The sequence below is a fragment of the Pseudomonas sp. NFPP24 genome (assembly GCF_900112095.1).
Classification (GTDB): Bacteria; Pseudomonadota; Gammaproteobacteria; order Pseudomonadales; family Pseudomonadaceae; genus Aquipseudomonas; species Aquipseudomonas extremorientalis.
On sequence record NZ_FOKD01000005.1, the window covers coordinates 94963 to 119549 of the forward strand.

Genomic DNA, 24587 nt, shown 5'->3' on the forward strand with positions numbered 1-24587 from the left:
AGTAACCAAAAGGCTCTTGCCCCAACACTCGGCACCTCGCTTAGGCGCGGTGTGCCCGAACGCATGCCAGCGTGTTTGACGGGGCGTCTGAGAGCAAAAGCCAGATCACCAGCAGATCAAAAGCAGGCTGATATCTACCTGATGTATGGAGATCAAACTGTGGGAGGGGGCTTGCCCCCGATTGCAGTGGGACAGCCACAGATGCATCAACTGACACACCGCCATCGGGGGCAAGCCCCCTCCCCCATTTGAGCCGCGCTCGACAAACACAATACCGGTCGGCCCTGAGGCCGCCGGGCTAGCCGTTACCGAAGCAACGGATATGTACACCGACAATCCACTCACGAAACCACCTCCCCAACCACCACGCCCCCCAGCCACCACCGTGCCAACCCCGCCACATTCGGCGCCTTGAGCAACGTAAAGTGATTCCCCCCGCCATACCAAACCTGCAACCCACTCCCCTGTCGCCGCCACCCCTCGACCATCATCCCCTGCTCCCGCTGATTCCCCGCCGCATCCAGCGCCGGATCCTCAGCCAACACCAACCGCACCACGCCCTTGAACCGCGCACCAGGCCGATACGCCGTACGCAACGCCGCCGCATAAGTGCGCGCCGGCCCCTCCATCGCATCCACCGCAGAACGCCCCGGCAACAATCCCACCCCGACCATGCCGGCATGTAACCGCTGCCGCTGCGCCTCCTCATCACACGCGGCAAAATCTCCAGGATCAATTCCCAGCGACCTGCCCGCCGACAACTGCATCGCCTCGATCAACCGCAGCAACGCCGCCGTCGTGGTGTACACCTTCGCGGTCCCCCCAGGTGCCTCACTGTCGATCACCGTCAATGACGCCACCTCCCGCCCGGCCGCCTGCAACCGCAGCGCCATCTCCAGCGCGACCCAGCCCCCGAACGAATGCCCCACCAGATGCACCGGCCCGTGCGGACATTCCTGCTCCAAGGCCATCAAGTAACAAGCCGCCGCCGCTTCCACCTGGCTATGGGGCACCGCTTCGCCGTCCAGCCCACGCGGCTGCAAGCCAAACAAAGGCCAGTCACGCCCCAGTGCCTCGCCCAAGCCGACGAACCCGGTGACACTGTCTCCTGCCCCCGGTACGCAGAACACCGGCGCATACCCCGCCCGGCCACTCTGAATGCGCAACAACGGCTGATGCGGCGCCTGGGCCTGCGGCAAACAGGCCGCCAGCACCTCGCTCATCGCTCGCCCCAGTGCCTGGATATGCGGCGTTTGCATCATGCTCTGGTGATCCCCCGGCACCTGTACCTGGCGCAACTGGCCTGGCGCCAATACCTCATGCCACCCCAGGGACTCACTGCGCCGCGACAACTCGGTCGGCCGCTCATCCGCGCTGAACAGGTGCACCGCCACGGGCAACGGGAACAGGCTGTAGTGCGCCAGCGCATGCCCGTGCCCCACTTCCCGTTCGATAAAGCTCAAGAGGTCCGCGTCCGCAGCCGCCGCCATTTGCGCGTATAGCAGACCTTGATCGCGACAGCGTTGCAGCAGGCCCGCAAAGTCCAGCTGTTCAATCTGCGACGCCAACTGCCCAACGTTCGCCAGTTCATCCACACCTCCCTGTGCTTTCCAATACGCCGTGCACTGCAACAACAAATGCCGCTTGAGCGCGTCCGGCCCACTCCAGCGCGCCTTGCCCTGGTCGGTCATACGCGGCACGTAGCTGTCGATCAAACCGAGGAATGCCACCGGTTCATCCAGCCCCACTAGTTGCATCGCCACTTCATAGGCCAGCACCCCGCCAAACGACCAGCCGGCGACCCGGTAAGGCCCATGGGGTTGAATACCCCGAATCAACCCGACCAGGCGCGCCGCCAGGCCTTCCATGGTGTCCAGGTGCGGCTCGCCGAGCGCCAGGCCCGGCAGGCCGTAAATCGGGTAGTCGCCGGGCAGATGCTGGCCCAGCGCCGGGAAATACACATCCATGCCACTGAATTCATGCACAAGGAACAACGGCGCCTGCGAACCACTGCTGCGCACCGTGATCACCGCAGGATCGCGCACCGGCTCATCAGTGCGCTGACGCAGCATCGCGGCGACGGAGGCCACGCTGGCATGCTGGAACAACTCCGCCAGGGACACGGACAAACCCGCTTCCTCCATCAGGTTGACCAACCGGATCGCCAGCAGTGAATGCCCGCCCAGTTCGAAAAAGCTGTCGTGACGCCCGACCTGTTCCAGCTTCAATACCTCTGCCCACAGCGCTGCCAGGGTCTGCTCCAACGCATCCACCGGTGCTTCAAACTCGCGGCGGTGCAAAGCTTCCAGGGCGGGCACCGGCAAGGCTTTGCGGTCGATCTTGCCATTGGCTGTCAACGGCAGGGACTCCAGCGGCACAAAGGCCGACGGCAGCATGTAGTCCGGCAACTGGTCTTGCAGGCAAGCCCGCACGCTGTCGATGCCGACAGGCGTGTCGCCCCAGGTGAAATACGCCACCAGGCGCTTGTCCCCTGGGGCGTCCTCGCGGGCCAGCACCACCACATCCTGGATACCCGCAACGTTGGCCAGGCGCGCTTCGATCTCACCCAGTTCGATACGGAAACCACGGATCTTCACCTGGTCGTCATTGCGCCCGATGCACTCCAGCAAACCCTGCGCCGTCCAGCGGCCAAGGTCGCCGGTGCGGTACATCAAGGCGTCTGGGATAAACGGGTCCTGCACAAACTTTTCAGCGGTCAGTTCAGGACGGTTCAGATACCCCTTGGCCACGCCATCCCCACCGATGCAGATTTCACCGGTCACGCCCACGGGCACCGGTTGCAACTGCGCATCCAGCACATGCACCTGCGTATTGGAGATCGGCCGGCCGATGGGAACGCTGTCGGCCGTTTCGGCCAGCGACCGCACTTCGTAGGTGGTGGCGTAGGTGGTGGTTTCGGTCGGCCCGTAGCAATGCACCAGGCGCAATGCCGGTGCCTGGGCCAACAGACTGCGGAACGCCGCCGGGTCGGCCCGTTCACCACCGCACAGCAGGATGCGCAGGCCCGCCAGGGCCTGGGGAATCAGCTGCACGTACTGGTTGAACAACGCCGTGGTGACGAACAATACCGTCGCATCCGCCAACGCCAGGCCAAACGCAGCGGGATCGAGCAAGGTGGCGTGGTCGATCACCTGCACCTGGCCGCCATTGAGCAACGGCCCCCACACGTCCATGGTACTGGCGTCAAACGCCGGGTTGGAGGCGAAGGCGACGCGGTCACTGGCGTTGAAGTCGGCGTAGCCGTTATTCAGCACCAGGCGCGTGATGCCGCGATGGGGCACCAACACGCCTTTGGGCGTGCCGGTGGAGCCTGAGGTGTACATGATGTACGCCACGCTGTCCGAGGACTGCGACAGGTCCGGGTTGTGGCTCGGTTGCGGATCGAGGGCCAGGGTGTCGAGGTCCAGGCGTTGCACGGCGTAGTCGACGGCACGCTCGCTGCCGGTCAACAACCAGGCCGCGCCGCTGTCCTGCACCATGAACGCCTGGCGCTCCGCCGGGGCGTTGATGTCCAGCGGCACATAGGCGGCGGCGCACTTGAGCACGGCCAACTGGCTGACCAGCAGGTCCAGCGAACGCGGCAACAGGATCGCCACGTGATCGCCGGGGCGTACTCCAAGGCCCAGCAAATGATGGGCCAGGCGATTGGCGCGGCTGTTCAGCTCGCCATAACTGAGTGACTGCTCGCCCTGCAGCGCCGCCAGCGCAGCCGGCCGTGCATGGGCCTGGGCTTCGAACAGGCGTTGCACCGTATGTTCACGCGGGAATGCCCGGGTGGTGGCGTTCAGGTCCAGCAATTGCTGGCGTTCGGCGGCGGGCAGGATCGGCACATAGGCGATGGCAAGCGTACCGCCCTGTTCCAACGCCTGTACCAGTTGCTCCACCGCGATGTGCAGGTAGTCGCACACGCGACGGGCGCCCTGCCCCACGACTTTCAAGGAGAAACCCGCGCCCAGGTCATCCACGCTCACCGACAGGCCATAGTTGCTGTGTTCCTCGGCCTTGAGCAACCGGATGCCCTGCCAGGCCTCGCTCGCCACCTGCGGCGCACTGTGGCGATAGTTGAACAGCGTATCGAACAGCGGCGTGGTCACCGGCACGCCACTGCAGCGCTGGGCCAAGGCCAACGGCGCCTGCTCATGGCTGAGCAATTGAGTGAGGCGTGCGTGGGTGGCGCGCAACGCGTCGCGCACGCTGTGCCGACCCAGGTCGACCCGCAGCGGCAGGGTGTTGATGAACACGCCCATGGCCCGCTCGGCCCCTTCGCCGCCTTGCAGCCGGCCAAGCATCACGCTGCCGAACACCACTTGCTCCCGACCCGAGACCTTGCCCAGCACCTGCGCCCAGGCCAGGTGCATCAGGCTGGCGGCGCTCACCCCGGATTGCCGGGCCTGGGTGCGCAGGCGTTGGCTCAGCTCCAGGTCAAGGGGGCAGTGAACCTGCTCATTGCCGCCAAGGGTTTCCAGGCGGGTCGGCTCGTCGATCTCGCCCAGCATCTCACGGAAGAATGCCTCGTGATCGTCAACCCCAAAGCGGGTCTGGGCCACATAGTTGCGATACGGCACCGGCGCGCCCAGGGTGTGTGGCGTGCCCGAGAGAAACGCCTGCATTTCGTGCTGCAAAATCTCCAGGGCGATGTGGTCCATCACCAGGTGGTGGAACAGCAAGATGGCACTGCCGTCACACACCACCAGGCGCATCAGCGGTGCCTGGGACAGGTCCAGACGCTCCGGCACCGGCCCGTGTTCGACCCGCAGCGAAGCCTCGCGCCACACCACCTGAACCGGTTCTTCCAGGCCGTCCCAATGGAACGACGAACGCAGGATGTCGTGACGCTGGATCACCGCCTGCAAGGCCAGGGCAAATGCCTCCAGTCGCCGGGCGCTGTCGAATGCAAACTGCGCCCGTAGCACATAGTCGTCACCGCCCTGCGCGGCGCGATGGTGATAGAGCATGCCGGCCTGCAACGGCGCCAGCGGGTAGATGTCCTGCACATTCGCCGCGCCGCCGGGGATACAGGCGACGATACGCTCGATGGCCGGCTGATCCAGTTGGATCAGCGGCAACATGTCCGGGGTGATCGCCGTGCAATCGGCCGTAATGCCATTGACCGGCACCGCCACTTCACGCCCTGCGCCCAAGGCCGCCGCCAGGGCCGACAAAGTCGGCTGGCCAAACAGCACTTTCACATCCGCCGACAACCCGAGGCCGCGCATGCGCCCCATCAGGCCCACCGCAAGCAACGAGTGGCCGCCCAGCTCGAAGAAGTTGTCGTGACGGCCCACGCGCTCCACGTTGAGCAGCTCGGCCCACAGGCTGGCCAGGGCGATCTCCGTGTCGCCCTGGGGCGCTTCGTACTCGCGCACCACCACCGAGTCCAGGCCCGGCGCGGGCAGTGCCTTGCGGTCAAGCTTGCCGTTGGGGCTCAAGGGCAAGTTATCCAGGTGCACGAAAATCGACGGCACCATGAATTCCGGCAGATGCTGCAAAAGATGCGTGCGCAAGGCGTCGATCTCGCTGGACACACCGGTGTAGTAGGCAATCAGGCGATTGTCGCGGGCGATCACCGCGGCTTCATTGACCTGCGGGTGGTCGGTGAGGCGCGCCTGGATTTCCCCCAGTTCGATGCGCAGGCCACGGATCTTCACCTGATCGTCGTTGCGCCCCAGGTACTCGATCGTCCCGTCCGCCAGGTAGCGACCAACGTCGCCGGTGCGGTACAGGCGCCCATCGGTGAACGGGTCCTTGAGGAAGCGTTCGGCGGTCAGTTCCGGCCGGTTCAGGTAGCCGCGCGCCACTTGCACGCCACCGATGAACAGCTCGCCGACCACGCCCAATGGCACGGGCTGCATCTGTGCGTCGAGCACGTACATGCGGGTGTTGGCGATCGGTTTGCCGATCGGCGTGTTGTCCGGCGTCACCGGCCCGGCGCAGTTCCATGCGGTCACATCGACAGCGGCTTCGGTCGGGCCGTACAGGTTATGCAATTGGCTACCTGGCAATTGCTGCTTGAAGCGCCGCACCAGGCTGCCCGGCAGGGCTTCGCCGCTGCACATCACACGCACTAACCCTTCGGCCTGGCTCACATCGCCATGGGCCAGGAACACATCCAGCATCGACGGCACGAAGTGCAGCGTGGTGATCTGCTCGGCGGCAATCACCTCGCACAGGTACGCCGGGTCTTTGTGCCCGCCCGGGCGCGCCATCACCAGGCAGGCGCCGGTGAACAGCGGCCAGAAGAACTCCCACACCGACACGTCGAAGCTGAACGGCGTTTTTTGCAGCACCCGGTCATGGGCTTGCAGGCCATAGGCGTCCTGCATCCACAGCAGGCGGTTGACCACGCCGGAGTGGTCGTTGATCACGCCCTTGGGCTGGCCGGTGGAGCCGGAGGTGTAGATCACGTAGGCACTGACGGCTGGCACGTGAGGGTTGCTGACAGGCTGGTGCTGCCAGCTCGGTTGGTCGAGATCGACCACCGGCACATCCCCCAGCAATGCCCGCGTCGCCCCCTGGGCCAGCACCGCCACCGGTGCGCTGTCCTCCAGCATGTAGGCAATGCGCTCCAGCGGATACGCCGGGTCCAGCGGCACATAGGCGGCACCGGCCTTGAGGATCGCGTACAGGCCGATGACCATGTCCAGGCCGCGCTCCACGCAGATCGCCACCCGTGAATCCGGCTGCACACCCAATTCCAGCAGGTGGCGGGACAGTTGATTGGCCCGCGCATTCAGCTCGGCATAGGTCAACACGCCGTCATCGGCTTTGACGGCAATGGCGTCCGGCGTCCGCGTCGCCTGCGCTTCGAACAGGCCATGCAAGGTCTGCTCGAGGTCATAAGCGACTTCGGTGGCGTTGAAATCAAACAGCAGGTGCTGGCGCTCACGCTCATCCACCAGCGGCACCTGTTCCAGCACCGCCTGGTCGTTATCCACCATGGCCTGCAACACGCGGGTGAAGTAGCCGACGTAACGCTGCACCGTCGATGCGTCGAACAGCGCCACTGCGTATTCCAGCGCGCCGATGAGGGTGCCCTGCACTTCCGACAGGTCCAGGGACAGGTCGAACTTGGCGAAGTGACTGTCCTCGACGATGCCTTCCAAGGCCAGGTCGCCCAGGGCCAGGGTCGGCGCACTGCTGTCCTGCCAGGTCAGCAGGGTCTGGAACAGCGGGCTGTGGGCCAGGCTGCGCGGTGGCCGGGTGATCTCTACCACTTGTTCGAACGGCAGGTCCTGGTGGGCCTGGGCTTCCAGGGCCTGGGCCTTGACCCGCGCCAACAGCGCTTCGGTGCTCAGCTCGCCCGAGGTGTCGATGCGCACCGCCAGGGTGTTCACAAACAGGCCGATCAGTCCTTCCACTTCGCTGCGCGTGCGGTTGGCCACGGGTGAGCCGATCACCACATCGTGCTGCCCGGAGAGCCGTGCCAGCAGTGAGGCCCAGGCGCTCATCAAGGTCATGTACAGCGTGGTGCCGTGGCGTTGGCTCAAGGCCTTGAGCCCGGCGGTGAGGCGTTCGTCCAGGCGCACCTCGACGCTACTGCCGGCGTAGTCCTGCTGCGCGGGGCGCGGGCGGTCGGTGGGCAGCGTGAGCAAGGCCGGCGCACCGGCCAGCGCCTGTTGCCAAAAGGTGCTCTGGCGCTGCAGCACTTCACCGCTGAGCCACAGACGCTGCCATACCGCGAAGTCGCCGTACTGGATCGGCAGCGCCGGCAAGGGGTCGGGCTGGCCGTGGCTGAAGGCCTGGTACAGCGCCATCAGTTCGCGGGTGAGCACGCCCATGGACCAGCCATCGGACACGATATGGTGCAGCGTCAGCAACAGCACATGGTGATCGTCGGCCATTACCACCAGACGCCCGCGCAGCAGCGGGCCGCGCTCCAGGTCGAACGGCGCCGAGGCCTCGCCATGGATCAACGCGTCCAGCGCCTGCTGTGGTTGCGGGTGGCGGCGCAGGTCCTGCACTTGCAGGGGCAACACGTCTTCGGCGGGCACGATCACCACCTGGGCCTCGTCGCCGCGCTGGGCAAAGCGGCTGCGCAGGGTTTCGTGGCGTGCGACGATGCGCGCCAGCGCCCGTTGCAGCGCCTCCACATGCAACTGCCCACGCAGACGCAGCCCGATGGGAATGTTGTAGGCGGTGTTGGCGCCTTCCATCAGCGCCAGGAACCACAGGCGCTGCTGGGCGAAGGACAGCGGCGTGGGCTCATCACGATTGGCCGGGAGGATAGCTGGCAAGGTGCTGCGACCGGACTGGGCCAGCACCTCGGCCACCACCGCCAACTCGGCATTGGCAAACAAATCGCCGAGCAGCAACTCCACACCCAGGCGCTGGCGGATCTGCGAGACCATGCGCATCGCCAGCAAGGAATGCCCGCCCAGTTCGAAGAAATGATCGCGACGCCCGACGCGCTCCACCTGCAGCACATCGGCCCAGATCTGCGCCAGTACGGTTTCGATTTCACCTTCGGGAGCCACGTACTCGCGGGTAAACACTGCGGCCATGTCCGGCGCCGGCAGGGCCTTGCGGTCGAGCTTGCCGTTGGCGGTCAGGGGCAACGCGTCCAGCTTCACATAGGCGACCGGCACCATGTAGTCCGGCAGGTGCGCCACCAGGTGGGCGCGGAGTTCGGCTACCACCAGCGGGTCGAGCTGGCGGTTTTCGGTGAAATACGCCACCAGCCGCTCTTCACGCACCAGCACCACGGCTTCCTGGATACCCGCCAACTGGTTGAGTTGGGCTTCGATTTCGCCCAGTTCGATGCGCATGCCACGGATCTTCACCTGGTCGTCATTGCGCCCCAGGTACTCGATAGTGCCGTCCGGCAGCCAGCGTGCCAGATCGCCGGTACGGTACATGCGCCCGGCGTTGAATGGGTCCTGCAGGAAACGTTCGGCCGTCAACTCCGCACGGTTGAGATAACCCCGCGCCACGCCTTTACCGCCCACATACAACTCCCCCGCCACCCCCAGCGGTACCGGCCGCTGCTGCTCATCCAGCAGGTACACCGTGGCATTGGCGATGGGTTTGCCGATGTGCAACGGCTGGCCGGCCTCGACCTTGCCGGAGGTGGCGACCACCGTGGCTTCGGTCGGCCCGTAGTTGTTGATCAGGTCGAAACGTTGGGCGCGACCGAACTGGCGCAAGCGATCACCACCGATCAGCAGCGTGCGCAGCGTCGGGTGTTCGAGCTGCTGGCTGAATGCGTACTCGGCCACCGGCGTGGGCAGGAAGCATACGTCCAACGGCTGCGCGCACCACCAGGCCAGCAGTGCGTCGACATCCTCGGTGCCGTCATGGGCCGGTGGCAGGTGCAGGGTCGCGCCCACGCACAGCGCCGGCCAGACTTCCCAGGCCATCGCGTCAAAGCCGAACCCGGCGACGCTGGCGGTGTGGCGCCCGGCGCACAGGTCAAAGGCATGGCAATGCCAGTCAACCAGATTGGCGACGGTGTGGTGCTCCACCATCACGCCCTTGGGCAGACCGGTGGAGCCGGAGGTGTAGATCACATAGGCGAGGTTGGACGGCGTGACCGCAACCTTCGGGTTGCTCGCCGAATGGTGCTGCCAGGTGTAGCGGTCGAGGTTGATCACCGGCACGTCAAGGGCCGGCAGGCGCTCGAGCAAGGCGTGCTGGGTCAACACCGCCACCGGGGCGCTGTCGCTGAGCAGGTAGTTGAGGCGCTCAGCCGGGTGCGATGGGTCCACCGGTACATAGCAGGCGCCGGCCTTGAGAATCGCCAGCAGGCCGGCCAGGGTATCCAGCCCGCGACGGGCGACGATGGCGACGCGGTCGTCAGGCCTGACCCCCAGCGCCAGCAGATGATGGGCCAGCAGGTTGGCTTGCTGGTTGAGTTCGGCATAGGTGAGCTGGCGACCCTGATGCACGGCGGCAATGGAGTCGGGGCTCAGCGCGGCCTGGGCTTCGATGCGCCCGTGCAGCGTGGTGCCTTGGGGGAAATCCGTGTGGGTGGAGTTGAAGTGTTCCAACAACCACTGCTGCTCGGCGAACGGAAGCACTGACACCTGGTTGAGCGCAGTGTCTGGCGCCTGTTCGAGCGCAGTCAGCAGGTTTTCCAAGGCGGTCTGCACGTAGGCACAGACGCGCTGCGGATCCACCAAGGTGCTGGCCAGCAGACTCAGGGCAAAGTCATCGCCGAAGTCGTCGACACTCAGGGTCAAGGGGTAATTGGTACGTTCCTCGGCGCTCAGCGCAGCGATGCCCTGCCAGGCGGAGATCGCTTCGTCACTGGCCGCCGAGGCACTGTGGCGATAATTGAGCAAGGCGCTGAACAACGGCGTCGGCGCCACCACGCCGCTGCACCGCTGGGCCAGCGCCAACGGTGCGTGCTCATGCCGCAGCAACGTCGTCAGCCGCGCATGAGTCGCCTTGACCCCGGTGCGCACGTCCTCGCGGCCCACGTCCACGCGAAACGGCAAGGTGTTGATGAAGATACCCAGCGCCCGGTCTGTGTCATGACTGCCCTGCATGCGGCCCATCAATACCGTGCCGAACACCACCTGTTCCTTGCCGGCCAACACCCCCAGCACCTGCGCCCACCCCAGATGAAACAGGCTGGCTGCGCTGACCCCCAGTTGCCGTGCCTGTGCTCGCAACCGTTGCGACAACGCCGCCGGCAGCGCCAGGTGTACCTCGGTAATCCCCCGCGCATCGCCCTGCACATCGCTCAAGCCAAACGGCAAGGTGGGTTCGCTGATGTCGCCAAGCATCTGGCGGAAGAAGTGTTCGTGCGCCTGCTCGCTGATCCCCAACCGCGCCTGAGCCACGTAGTTGCGAAACGGCACGGCCTGGCCCAACGTCGCGCCCTGCCCCAACAGGCAGGCCTGCAGCTCGTGGCACACGACTTCCAGGGCACTGTGATCAAGGGCCATATGGTGGAACAGCAGGCTGGCAACGATACGTTGATTGGCCACGTCCTCGGCCCGCACCAGACGCAGCAACGGCGCCTGGGACACGTCGAGGCGATAGTGGCGGGCATCAAATAGCGCGCGCAGTTGCGTGGCGATGTCGCCGTCGGCCGGGTCCAGCGCCAAGGCCTGCACCGGCAGGCGCGCGCGGCGCCACACCACTTGCGACGGTTGCTGCACACCCTCCCAGACCACTCCTGTGCGCAGGATGTCGTGGCGGTCCATCACCGCTTGCAGCGCCTGGGCAAACGCCTCGAACCGCTCCAGGCTGTCGAAGGAAAACTGCGATTGCATCACGTACGGGTCGCCCCGCTCGGCACTGACGTGGTGGAACAGAATGCCTTCCTGCAAGGGCGCCAGCGGGTAGATATCCTGGATATTCGCCACGCCGCCATCGACGCTGGCGACGATGCGGTCGACCTCGTCCTGGCTCAGCGTCGACAACGTCAACATCGACGGCAGGATGCGCTCGGCGTCCGCCGGTATGCCATTGGCGGGTACGTCGACTACGCCCGCCTTCGTCGCCGAGTATTCACCGGCCTTGATCAGCTCGATCAACGCCGGTTTGTGCTCGCGCAGGGCGGCGAGGATCGCCGGGTCGCTCAAGGCTTGCTTGTTGCCCTGGACCGATAGCTGTTCGCCCTTGAGCGCCAGTTGGATGTCCTTGGTCTTCAGCGTCGCCAGCAGTTGGTTGATGCTCACAGGACGATCTCCATTCGTTCAGTCAATGCGGCGTAGCCAGCCAGGGTCGGCTGTTCGAACAACGCGCGCACGTCGGCTTCCATGCCTTCCTGGCGCAAGCGCCCGATGAGGCTGACGGCGAGCAGCGAGTGCCCGCCCAGTTCAAAGAAATTGTCGTGGCGCCCTACCCGCTCCACGTTGAGCAGTTCTGCCCAGAGCCGGGCCAGCAGGATTTCGGTCTCCCCTTCGGGGGCTTCGAACGCGCGTACCAGCCGTGCTTCCATGCCCGGTGCCGGCAGGGCCTTGCGATCGAGTTTGCCGTTGGGGCTCAAGGGCAACGCGTCGAGGTGCACGAACAGCGCGGGCACCATAAAGTCCGGCAGGTGCAGTAGCAGTTGGGCACGCAGGCTTTCGACGGGCGCATGTTCTCCGGTGTAGTAGGCGACCAGGCGCTCGTCGCGGGCCACCACCACGGCGTCCTTGACTGATGTGTGCTCGGTCAATCGCGCCTGGATTTCCCCCAATTCGATACGCAGGCCACGGATTTTTACCTGGTCGTCGTTACGCCCCAGGTACTCGATATTGCCATCGGGCAGGTAACGACCCACATCCCCTGTGCGATACATGCGCCCGCCGGTGAACGGGTCTTCGAGGAAGCGCTCGGCCGTCAGTTGCGCACGGTTCAAGTAACCCCGCGCCACTTGCACCCCGCCGATGAACAACTCGCCCACCACGCCCAATGGCACCGGTTGCAACTGTGCATCCAGCACGTACATGCGGGTATTGGCGATGGGTTTGCCAATCGGTGTGTTGTCCGGCACCTCGGGCCGCGCACAGTTCCAGGCGGTCACGTCCACCGCCGCTTCGGTAGGGCCATACAGGTTGTACAGGCCGATGCCCGGCAATTGCTGCTTGAAGCGCCGCACCAGGCTGCCCGGCAGGGCTTCGCCGCTGCACATCACACGCACTAACCCTTCGGCCTGGCTCACATCGCCATGGGCGAGGAATACGTCGAGCATCGATGGTACGAAGTGCAAGGTGGTGATCCGCTGCGCCTCGATCACTTCGCACAGATAGGCCGGGTCCTTGTGCCCGCCCGGGCGCGCCATCACCAGGCGTGCGCCAGTGAACAGCGGCCAGAAGAATTCCCACACCGACACGTCGAAACTGAACGGGGTTTTCTGCAGCACTGCATCCTCAGCATTGAGCCCGTAGGCGTCCTGCATCCAGAGCAAGCGGTTGACCACCCCGGCGTGCTCGTTGATCACCCCCTTGGGCTCGCCGGTGGAGCCGGAGGTGTAGATCACGTAGGCGGCGTGGCGAGCGGTGAGGCCCGGGACCTGGAGGTTGGTCGCGGGCTGGCGTTGCCACGTGACGTGATCAAGCTCGATCACCGGCACGTCGCCCAGCAGCGCACGGGTGGTCGCTTGCGCGAGGACCACCACCGGCGCGCTGTCCTGCAGCATGTAGGCGATGCGCTCCTGGGGGTAGGCCGGGTCCAGCGGCACGTAGGCGCCGCCGGCCTTGAGAATGGCGAACAGGCCGACCACCATGTCCAGGCCACGCTCGAGGCAGATCCCCACCCGTGTATCCGGCTGGACGCCGTGCTCACGCAGATGATGGGCCAGGCGATTGGCGCGTTCGTTGAGTGCCCGGTAGGTCAGCCGTTGCTCGGCGGCAATCACTGCCACCGCCTCCGGCGTGCGCTCGACCTGGGCTTCGAACAGCGCCTGCAGGGTCTGATCGAGATCGTACGGCACCTCGGTTGAGTTGAATTCGACCAGCAGCTTATTGCGCTCTTCGACGCCCAGGATCGGCAAACGATCGAGCGCGTGTTGCGGCGCGTGCTCCAACGCCTCGACCAGGCCCGACAACGCCGTGTGCAGGTACTCGCACACGCGTTGCGCATCGGCGCGTGCCAGGGCGGTGATGTCATAACCGTCGCCCAAGTCGTCCACGTTCAAGGTCAACGGATAGTTGGTACGTCCGTCGTTGGCCAGGGTCTGCATGCCTTCCCAAGCCTGCTGCGCCTCCTGCGAGCGGGTGGCCGTGCCACGATGACGGTAATTGAGCATTGAGCTAAACAGCGGGGCCGGGGCAGCGACCCCACTGCAACGCTGGGCCAGCGCCAGGGACGCGTGTTCATGGCCAAGCAAGGCGCTGAGCCGTTCGTGGGTCGCCCGTACGGCGGCACGTGCGCCTTGACCGTCGATATCCAGACGCAGCGGCAAGGTATTGATAAATACCCCCAGGGCGCGGTCGGCGCCCTCGCCACCTTGCAGGCGACCGACCAATACGGTGCCGAACACCACACTGTGGCGGCCCGATGTCGCCGCCAGCACCTGGCCCCACGCCAGGTGAAACAGGCTCGCCGTGCTCACCCCCATCAGCCGGGCCTGGGCCCGCAAGCGGCGGTTGAGGTCGCTGTGCAGGCGCAGGCTGTGTTCCTCGACGGCGCTGCCGTCGCCGCGCACGTCCTGCCAGCCGAAGGGCAATGTCGGCTCGTCGATATCGCCGAGCATGGCGCGGAAAAAGCCTTCGTGCTCCTGTTCGCTCACGCCCAACCGCGCCTGCGCCACGTAGTTGCGGTACGGCATCGGTGCAGCCGCGGGCACTTGCCGGCCGAGCAGGAAGCCCTGCATTTCCCGCAGCACGACGTCAAACGCGGTGTGGTCGAGGACGATATGGTGATACAGCAATACCGCGACCACCCGTTGGTGGGAGGGATCCTGGGCGTACATCAGGCGGATCAGCGGAGCCTGGCTGATGTCCAGGCGATAGCGTCGTGCATCGAAACGTTGGTGCAGGCCGGCCAGTACATCGCCTTGCAGGTGCAGCGCCTGCACCTGCAGTTCGGCGGTGCGCCACACCACTTGCAGCGGTTGCGCCAACCCCTCCCAGACCACACCGGTGCGCAGGATGTCGTGACGATCGATCACCTGCTGCAACGCCTGGGCAAAGGCATTCAGGCGGTCGAGGCTGTCGAACGCCAGGTGCGTTTGCAGCAGGTACGGGTCGCCCTGCTCAGCGGTGATGTAATGGTAGAGGATGCCCTCTTGCAACGGCGCCAGCGGGTAGATGTCCTGCACATTGGCCACGCCACCGGGCACTTGCGCGACCACTTGATCGATGGTTGCCTGGTCGAGTTCCACCAATGTCAGCAGGTCCGGCGTAATGCGCCGGCAGTTGGCGGGAATGCGATTAACCGGCACCTGCACTTCGCGACCGCTGCCGACAGCGGCGGCCAGAGCGGCCAGGGTCGGCTGGCTGAACAGCACGCGCACATCGGCACTCAGGCCGACCTGGCGCATGCGTTCGATCAGACTGACGGCCAACAATGAATGGCCGCCGAGCTCGAAGAAGTGGTCATGGCGACCCACCCGTTCAACCTGCAGCACTTCGGACCAGATGCGCGCCAGAGTGGTTTCCACGTCGCCCTGGGGGGCTTCGTATTCGCGGGTCAGCAGCGCGGCCTGATCCGGCTCCGGCAGGGCCTTGCGGTCCAGCTTGCCGTTGGCGGTCAGGGGCAGTGCCTGCACCTGCACATAGGCGACCGGCACCAGGGCCTCGGGCAACCGGGCTTGCAGGTCGGCACGCAGGGTCTCGATAGCCAGCGGTTGCCGTGCGGTGAACCAGGCGATCAGGCGGCCTTCACGCACCAGCACCACCGCTTCGCCGACGCCTTCCACGGCAGCCAGGCAGTTTTCGATCTCCCCCAGCTCAACCCGCACGCCACGCACCTTGACCTGGTCATCGTTACGGCCCAGGTACTCGATATTGCCATCGGGCAACCAGCGCGCCAGGTCGCCGGTGCGGTACATGCGACCGGCGTTGAACGGGTCTTGCAGGAAGCGTTCGGCGGTCAGGTCCGGACGGTTCAGGTAACCCCGTGCCACGCCGCTGCCGCCCACGTACAACTCGCCCGCCACGCCCACCGGCACCGCACGCAAGTGCGCGTCCAGCAGGTAGACACGGCCGTTGGCGATGGGCCGCCCGATATGCAGCACCTGCCCGGCGCGTACGCGGCCAGAGGTGGCAACCACCGTGGCTTCGGTGGGGCCATAGTTATTGATCACGGCAAAGCGCCGCTCCTGGGTGAACTGGCGCAGGCGATCACCGCCGATCAGCAGGATGCGCAAGGTCGGGTGTTGCAACTGCTGGCCGAAAGCGTATTCGGCCACCGGGGTCGGCAGGAAGCTGACGTCCAGTGGTTGTGCCAGCCACCAGGCCAGCAGTTCGTCGATGTTTTCATTGCCGACATCGGCCGGCGGCAGGTGCAAGGTAGCGCCCACACACAGCGCCGGCCAGACTTCCCAGGCCATCGCGTCAAACCCGAAACCGGCGACGCTGCTGGTGTGGCTCGTCGCATCCAGGCCAAAGGCCTCGCAGTGCCAGTGCACCAGGTTTTCCACGCTGCGGTGTTCCACCATCACGCCCTTGGGCTGGCCAGTGGAGCCGGAGGTGTAGATCACGTAGGCCAGGTGCGCAGGGGTCAGGAGGCTGAGCTGCGGATTGCTGACGGCATGTTGCTGCAGACATGGGTCGTGCAGGTCCACCGTGGCGATGTTGCCCAACAGGTCGCGGGTACTGGCTTCGGCCAGCACCGCCACCGGCGCGCTGTCGTGTAGCAAATAAGCGATGCGCTCGGCGGGATACGCCGGGTCGATGGGCACGTAACCGGCACCGGCCTTGAGGATGCCCAGCAAACCCACCAGCATCTGCGGGCCGCGACGACAGCACAGGGCTACTCGGTCGTCGGGCTGTACACCGAGTGCCAACAGGTAATGGGCCAGTTGGTTGGCGCGCCGGTTGAGCTGTTCGTAGGTCAACGCCTCACCGTCTTGCATCACCGCGATAGCCTGGGGTTGGCGTTCGGCCTGCACCTCGAAGGCACCGTGGACGGTGTGCCCCTGCGGGAAATCCTCGGCCGTGGCGTTGAAATCACGCAGCAGGGTTTCACGCTCTGCCGCCGGCAGGATCGTCAGCTGGTTGAGCAGGGTCTTCGGTGCGTTTTCCAGGCAGGCCACCAACTGTTCTACGGCGTTATGCATATAGGCACACAGGCGCTGGGCGCCGATCTGCGGCAGCGCCAGTACCGTGAGACCAAAGCCTTCACCCAGGTCATCCACGCTCAAGGTCAGCGGGTAGTTGCTGCGTTCTTCGCCGCCGAGCAATTGCACGCCTCCCCAGATGCCGTGGCCGTCGCGGGCCATTTCACCGGGGCTGCTGTGACGGTAGTTGAGCAAGGCGCTGAACAGCGGCGATGCACCTGCCACGCCGCTGCAACGCTGGGCCAGCGCGAGGGACGCGTGTTCATGGCCGAGCAAGGCACTCAAGCGCCCGTGGGTGGCCTTGACCGCAGCGGCGGCAGTGGCTGCCACGTCCACGCGCAAGGGCAAGGTGTTGATGAACATGCCCAGCGCACGGTCCGCGCCATCACCGGCCTGCATGCGCCCCATCAACACGGTGCCGAACACCACGTCGTCACGCCCGGATACCAGCCCCAGCACCTGCGCCCAGGCCAGGTGCATCAGGCTCGCGGCGCTGACGCCCAGTTGCCGCGCCTGCTCGCGTACCCGTTGGGCCAGCGCGGCATCCACGGCCTGTTCAGCTTCCTCGATATCGCGCCCATCGCCCTGCACGTCCTGCACGCCGAACGGCAAGGTCGGCTCATCCACATCGGCGAGCATGTCGCGGAAGAACGCCTCGTGTTCCTCCACGCTGACGCCAAGGCGAGCCTGAGCCACGTAGTTGCGAAACGGCGCCGCCTCGGGCAAGTCCTGGGCCTGGTTGAACATGAACGCACGCATTTCCTGGCCCACCACCTCCATGGCGGTGTGATCGAGCGCCAGGTGATGGAACAGCAGGATCGCCGCCACACGCTGATTCGCCGGATCCTGGGCATACACCATGCGCAGCAACGGTGCCTGGGTGATGTCCAGGCGGTAGTGACGGGCATCGAAGCGTGCATGCAACTGCTCGATGATGTCGCCTTCGGCCGGGTCCAGGTCGACCTCTTGCACGATCAGTTTCGCCTCGCGCCACACCACTTGCACCGGGCTGTCCAGGCCTTCCCAGACCACGCCGGTACGCAGGATGTCGTGGCGGGCCACCACCTGTTGCAGCGCACCCATGAACCCCTGCAAACGCTCCAGACTGTCGAACGCCATGCGCGATTGCAGCAGGTACGGGTCGCCCTGCTCGGCGCTGATGTGGTGATAAAGAATGCCTTCCTGCAACGGCGCCAGCGGGTAGATGTCCTGCACATTCGCCGCGCCGCCCGGCACGTTCGCGACGATACGTTCGATGGCTGCGGGGTCGAGTTGCACCAGCGTCAGCATCGACGGCGTGATCCGGGTGCAATCCTTGGGGATGCCATTGGCCGGCACCACGATTTCCCGGCCACTGCCCACGGCAGCGGCCAGCGCCGCCAGGCTTGGCTGGCTGAACAACACGCGTACGTCGCAGCTCAGGCCGACCTGGCGCATGCGTTCGATCAGGCTGACCGCCAGCAGCGAATGCCCGCCCAGTTCGAAGAAATGATCATGACGGCCAACCCGCTCCAGCTTGAGCACGTCCTGCCAGATCTGCGCCAGCTGGGTTTCCACTTCGCCTTCCGGCGCCTCGAAGCCGCGGCTGAGCAGCGCGCTCTGGTCCGGCACCGGCAGGCCCTTGCGGTCGAGTTTGCCGTTGGCGGTGAGCGGCAGCAGCTCCAGCCACACATACGCCGACGGCACCATGTAGTCCGGCAACTGGCCTTGCAGGTGAGCGCGCAGGGCTTCAATCTCCAGCGCCACACTGGCCGTGTAGTAGGCCACCAGGCGCTTGTCACCGGGCTGGTCTTCGCGGACCAGCACCACCACGTCCTTCACGCCCGGGAAACTGGCCAGGCAGGTCTCGATCTCGCCGGGTTCGATACGGAAACCACGGATCTTCACCTGCAGGTCATTGCGCCCCTGGTACAGCAAGGTGCCGTCGGCCTGCCAGCAGGCCAGGTCACCGGTGCGGTACAACAGGCCCTCGCCGAAGGGGTTCGGGATAAATTTCTCGGCTGTGAGTTGCGCTTGGTTCAAATACCCCGTGGCCACGCCCGCACCGCCGATGTACAGCTCGCCGACCACACCCAACGGCAGTGGTTGCTGGCGCGGGTCCAGCACGTACGCCTGGGCATTGGCGATCGGGCGCCCGATGGGGATGCCGCCCTCGCCGACCCGGGTGATTTCGTGGGTGGTGGAAAACGTGGTGGCTTCGGTGGGCCCGTAGCCATTGAGCAGGTGCCGGGGCTTGCCGTGCCTGAGCACCCGGTCGATCACCTGCGGGTCGAGGACGTCGCCGCCGACGATCAGGTAGCGCAACTGCGCGAATACCGGCAACAGCGCGTCAGCGTACTGGTGGAACAGCCCGGCGGTCATCCACAGCACGCTGACGGATTGCTCCTGCAACAACGCGGCGAACGCGGCCTGGGACAACAGCACCGCATGCTCGACCACCACCACACAACCGCCATTGAGCAGGGGCGCCCACACGTCGAGGGTGCTGGCGTCGAATGCCGGGTTGGAGGCGAAGGCCACGCGGTCGCGGGCATTGAAATCGGCATAGCCGTTATTGAGCACCAGGCGCGAGATGGCGCGGTGCGGCACTTGCACGCCTTTGGGTGCGCCGGTGGAACCGGAGGTGTAGAGGATATAGGCGACGCTTTCGGCAGACTGCGGCAGCTCAGGGTTGCGCGGCGACAATGTGTCCAGGTTCAAGTCGGCCAGGGTCGTGAGCACCCGGTGCGCGCCGCTGTCCTGCACGATGAATGCCTGGCGTTCGACCGGCGCGTTGATGTCCAGCGGTACATACACCGCACCGCACTTGAGGATCGCCAGTTGGCAGATCAGCAGGTCGAGCGAGCGCGGCAGCGCGAGCGCCACGCTCTCGCCAGGTTGCACACCCTGGTTGAGCAAGTGATGGGCCAGGCGGTTGGCACGCCGGTTGAGGTCGCGGTAACTCAGGGACAATGCGCCCTGCACTGCCGCGACCGCTTCCGGACGGGCCAGCGCCTGGGCTTCGAACAACTGGTGCACGGTCAGGTGCGCCGGGTACTCACGGGCGGTGGCGTTGAAGTCCACCAGTATCTGATGACGCTCGGCGGCCGGCAGGATCGACACGGCCTGCAACGGCGTGGTCGGTGCCTGTTGCAACGCCGCCACCAGGTGGCGCAGCGCGGTGAGCATATAGTCCCCCACGCGCTGCACATCCAGGCTCGCGACGCCTTGTACCGTCAGGGCAAAGCCTGTGCCCAGGTCATCGACGTTGAGCACCAGCGGGTAGTTGCTGCGTTCCTCGGAACTGAGGATCTGAATGCCGGAGGCCGCGAACGGGTTGTCTCCCGGCGCGTCCCCCGGCGCACTGTGGCGATAGTTGAGCAAGGTGCTGAACAGCGGCAGCGAACCCGGCACGCCACTGCAGCGCTGGGCCAGGGACAACGACGCATGTTCATGCCCGAGCAACTGCGCCAGGCGCGCATGGGTGGCGCGCACGCCGGCTTGCACACCCACGGCACCGAGGCTGACCCGCAGCGGCAAGGTATTGATGAACATCCCCAGCGCCCGGTCGGCACCTTCGCCGCCTTGCATGCGCCCCAGCAGCACGGTGCCGAATACCACCGACTGCTGGCCGGACACCTGCCCCAGCACCTGCGCCCAGGCCAGGTGCACCAGGCTCGCGCTGCTCACGCCCAGTTGCCGCGCTTGTTCGCGCAGCCCCAGGCTCAGTGCCGGCTCCAGGGGCAAGTGGGCCTCGATGATGCCGCTGCCATCGCCATTCACGTCCTGCAGGCCGAAGGCCAGGGTCGGCTCGTCGATATCGCCGAGCATCTCGCTGAAGAACGCTTCGTGCTGGGCCTGGCTGACCCCAAGCCGCGCCTGGGCCACGTAGTTGCGGTACTGCACGGCGGCGGGCAGTTGCGCGCTGTTGCCGGCCAGGCTGGCGCTCATTTCTTCCACCAGCACTTGCAAGGCCGTGTGGTCGAGCAGGATATGGTGCAACAGCAGGATGCCGACAAACCGGCCCTGCTCTTCGGCGTAGACAAAGCGCATCAGCGACGCACGGCTCAAGTCCAGTCGGAAGTGACGCGGGTCGAAGCGTTGCTGCAACTGCGCCAGCGGTTCGTCGATACGTTCCACGGTCAGCGCCGCCTGGCGCAACACCACCTGCACCGGCTCGTTGAGGCCTTCCCAGAGGATCGCGGTGCGCAGGATGTCATTGCGCTCGATCACGCTGTGCAGCGCATGGACAAACGCGTCCACCGCCACCTGGTCGTCGAAGCTGAACTGCACCTGCAACACGTAGGGATCGCCCTCGGTGGTTGCCAGGTGGTGATACAGGATGCCGGCCTGCAACGGCGCCAGGCCGTAGATGTCCTGCACATTGCTGATGCCGCCGGGCACGCCCTGGATAATGTGGTCGAGGCTGGCCTGGTCCAGCTCCACCAGGGGCAGCATGTCCGGGGTGATGTGCTGGGTGGCGGTGGTGATCCGGTTGGCCGGTACCAGCACCTCTTGCTGCCCCCCCACTGCGGCGGCCAGCGCCGCCAGCGTCGGTTGGCCGAACAGCACGCGCACATCGGCGCTGAGATCGACCTGGCGCATACGCTCGATCAGCTTGACCGCCAACAGGGAGTGGCCGCCGAGTTCGAAGAAGTTGTCGTCACGCCCCACCCGGTCAAGCTTGAGCAGGTCTTGCCAGATCGCCGCGATGGCCGTTTCCACCGCGCCTTGGGGCGCCTGATAACCCCGGCGCGCCAGGGCATCGGCATCGGGTGCGGGCAGCGCCTTGCGGTCGAGCTTACCGTTGGTGGTGAGCGGCAATTTATCCAGTTGCACAAAGGCACTGGGCACCATGTAGTCGGCCAGGCTCTGCAACAGATGGTCGCGCAGATCGGCCACACGCAGCTCGCCCTCGCTTATCACGTAGGCCACCAGGCGCTTGTCGCCCGGCTGGTCTTCCCGGGCGATGACTACCGCGTCACGCACGCCGTCGGCGCTGGCCAGGTGCGCTTCGATCTCGCCCAGTTCGATACGGAAACCGCGGATCTTCACCTGGTCATCGTTGCGGCCCAGGTATTCGACGCTGCCGTCGGCCAGCAGGCGGCCAAGGTCGCCGGTCTTGTACAGGCGCTGGCCGGTGGCCGGGTCGACCAGGAAGCGCTCGGCGGTGAGCGCCTCACGGTTGAGGTAACCGCGCGCCACCCCGGCACCGCCCACGTACAGCTCGCCGACTACGCCCAGCGGCAACGGCTCGCGGCGCGCGTCGAGTACATACAACTGCAAATCGGGAATGCGCACGCCAATCGGGCTGACGCCGACCAACTGCGCATCCGCCGCTTCCAGGGCGCGATAGGTCACGTGCACGGTGGTTTCGGTGATGCCGTACATGTTCACCAGTTGCGTGCCGGCGTTGATCGCCCGGGCGTACCACGGCTTCAGCACGCCCGGTTCCAGCGCCTCGCCGCCGAAGATCACCTGGCGCAGGGAATGGGACCGGGGGTTCTGGCCTTGCGCGGCGATCAATTGGCGGAAGGCGCTGGGCGTCTGGTTGAGGATGCTCACGCCCGCCTCGCAGAGCAGCGTGTAGCACTCGTCCGGCGAGCGGCTGACCAGTTGCGGCACGATCAGCAACTGGCCGCCGTGCATCAGCGCGCCCCAGATTTCCCATACCGAGAAGTCGAAGGCAAAGGAATGGAACAAGGCCCAGACGTCGTTGCGGTTGAAGCCGAACCAGTGTTCGGTAGCGGTGAACAAGCGCGCGACCTGGCGGTGTTCGATCATCACGCCCTTGGGCTGGCCGGTGGAGCCGGAGGTGTAGATCACATAGGCCAGGTGGGCCGGGCTAAGGTCGACGCGGGGGTTGACGATGGATTCGCCGCGCAAGCCGTTGAGGTCGATCTGCGGCAGGTCGCCGCCCAGGTGGCGCGTATTGGCCTGCACCAGCACCGCCAAGGGTGCGCTGTCGGCCAGGGTGTAGGCGATGCGTTCCTGCGGGTAGGCCGGGTCGATCGGCACGTAGCCGGCGCCGGCCTTGAGGATGCCCAGCAGGCCGATGATCATCTCCGGGCCGCGCTCCACGCAGATCGCCACGCGATCATCCGGGCGGATGCCCTGGGCCAGCAGGCGATGGGCGACCTGGTTGGCACGTTCGTTGAGTTGGCGGTAGCTGATGCGCTGATTGTCGAAGCGCAGCGCAATGGCGTCAGGCTGGGCGGCGGCGTGGGCTTCGACTTGAGAGTGGATCAGCGCGGTATCGGCGTAATGCGTGGCGCTGTGGTTGAGGCCGTGCAGCAGGGTATGGCGTTCGGCGTCAGGCAGGATGTTCAGGCCGCTGAGCGGCATATCCGGTCGCTGCTCAAGGGCGTCGGCCAGGCTTTCCAGGGCGGTGTGCAGGTAGGTGGCGACACGTTCGGCGCCGATGGAGGCATCGACCATCACCGTCAGCGCGAAATCTTCACCCAGATCGTCGACGTTGACCGTCAGCGGGTAGTTGGTGCGCTCCTCGGCGCTGAGCACGCGGATGCCCTCGGCCACCTCGATCACCTCGGCCATGTCCGTGGCGGCGCTGTGGCGGTAGTTGAGCATGGCGCTGAACAACGGCGTCGGTGCCGCCACGCCACTGCAGCGCTGGGCCAGCGCGAGGGACGCGTGTTCGTGGCTGAGCAATGCCGTGAGGCGCTCGTGGGTGGCCTTGACCCCGGCCCGCACGCCCTGCTCGCCCACATCCACGCGCAATGGCAGGGTGTTGATGAACATGCCCAAGGCCCGTTCACCGCCCTCGCCCGCCCCCATGCGCCCGAGCATCACGGTGCCGAACACCACTGAGTCACGCCCGGCGACCACGCCCAATACGCGGGCCAGCGCCAGGTGCATCATGCTCGCCACGCTCACGCCAAGCGGGCGGGCCAGGGTGCGCAGACGGCGGCTCAGTGCGCTGTCGACGGGCACCCGTGCCTCGTCGATGCCCAGGCCATCGCCCTGCACATCCTGCAAACCGAACGGCAGGGTCGGCCCGTCGATATCCGCCAGCATCTCGCGGAAAAACGCCTCATGGGCCTGCTCGCTGACGCCATGGCGCACCTGGGCAATATAGCTGCGGAACGGCACCGGCTCACCGGCCTGGGCTTGCTCGCCGGCCAGGTACAGCTGGATCTCGTGGCGCACTACGTCAAGGGCGGTGTGGTCGAGGATGGTGTGGTGAAACAGCAACGTTGCCGCCACACGCCCGTCCGCTGGATCTGCGGTATACACCAGGCGCAACAGCGGTGCCTGGCCCAGGTCCATGCGATCGGTGCGCGCCTCGAAGCCAACGGCCTCGCACGCCAGGGTCGCCTTGCGCCACACCACCTGCAACGGCTCATCAAGTCGCTCCCAGACCATCGAAGTGCGCAGGATGTCGTGGCGATCGATCACCCACTGCAAAGCTTCGGCAAACGCCTGCAAACGTGCGTGGCTGTCGAACTCGAACTGCGCGTGCAGCACGTAGGGATCGCCCTGTTCCGCCGACAGATGGTGGTAAAGCATGCCCTCCTGGAGCGGCGCCAGCGGGTAGATGTCCTGCACATTCGCCGCGCCACCGGGGATGGCAGCGACGATACGGTCAATGGCCGCCTGGTCGAGGCTGACCAGCGGCAGCATGGCCGGCGTGATGCGGTAGGCCGGGCTCAGCCAGTCACCGCCATGTTCGGCGACCAGCTCCAGCAGGCGCGGCTTGTGGGCGATCAGTTGGTCCCACAGCGCATCGTCCAGCGCCTCGTCGTCACCCAGGATGACCAGGTCGCCTTCTTCCCGTTGCAGACGGATCGCATGGGTGGAAATCGCTGCCAATAATTCGCTGAACTGCATGGGGGTAACCTGCCTGATAAGTCACGGTTGAGGAGAAAGTCCGTTTTCAGCTGCCGCTTGGATCGGGTCTGCTGGACGCCCG

The 24587-nt window shown here is 65.8% G+C and carries 2 protein-coding genes; both read right to left on the reverse strand.

Annotation, left to right across the window (positions count from 1 at the left end):
• Nucleotides 1-341: 341 nt before the first annotated feature.
• Complete coding sequence (locus tag BM026_RS12295) at nucleotides 342-11648, reverse strand: non-ribosomal peptide synthetase (protein WP_093528692.1); 11307 nt, start codon at nucleotides 11646-11648, stop codon at nucleotides 342-344.
• The gene (locus tag BM026_RS12300; RefSeq protein ID WP_093528696.1) at nucleotides 11645-24505 is read right to left on the reverse strand and encodes a non-ribosomal peptide synthetase; all 12861 of its coding nucleotides are present in this window, start codon (nucleotides 24503-24505) and stop codon (nucleotides 11645-11647) included. The genes BM026_RS12295 and BM026_RS12300 overlap by 4 nt, the downstream gene beginning before the upstream one ends.
• Nucleotides 24506-24587 lie beyond the last annotated feature (82 nt).

What these genes read in the sequence shown, in the direction of transcription:
- BM026_RS12300 (WP_093528696.1), bottom strand. Translation starts at nt 24,505, where the DNA reads ATGCAGTTCAGCGAATTATTGGCAGCGATTTCCACCCATGCGATCCGT.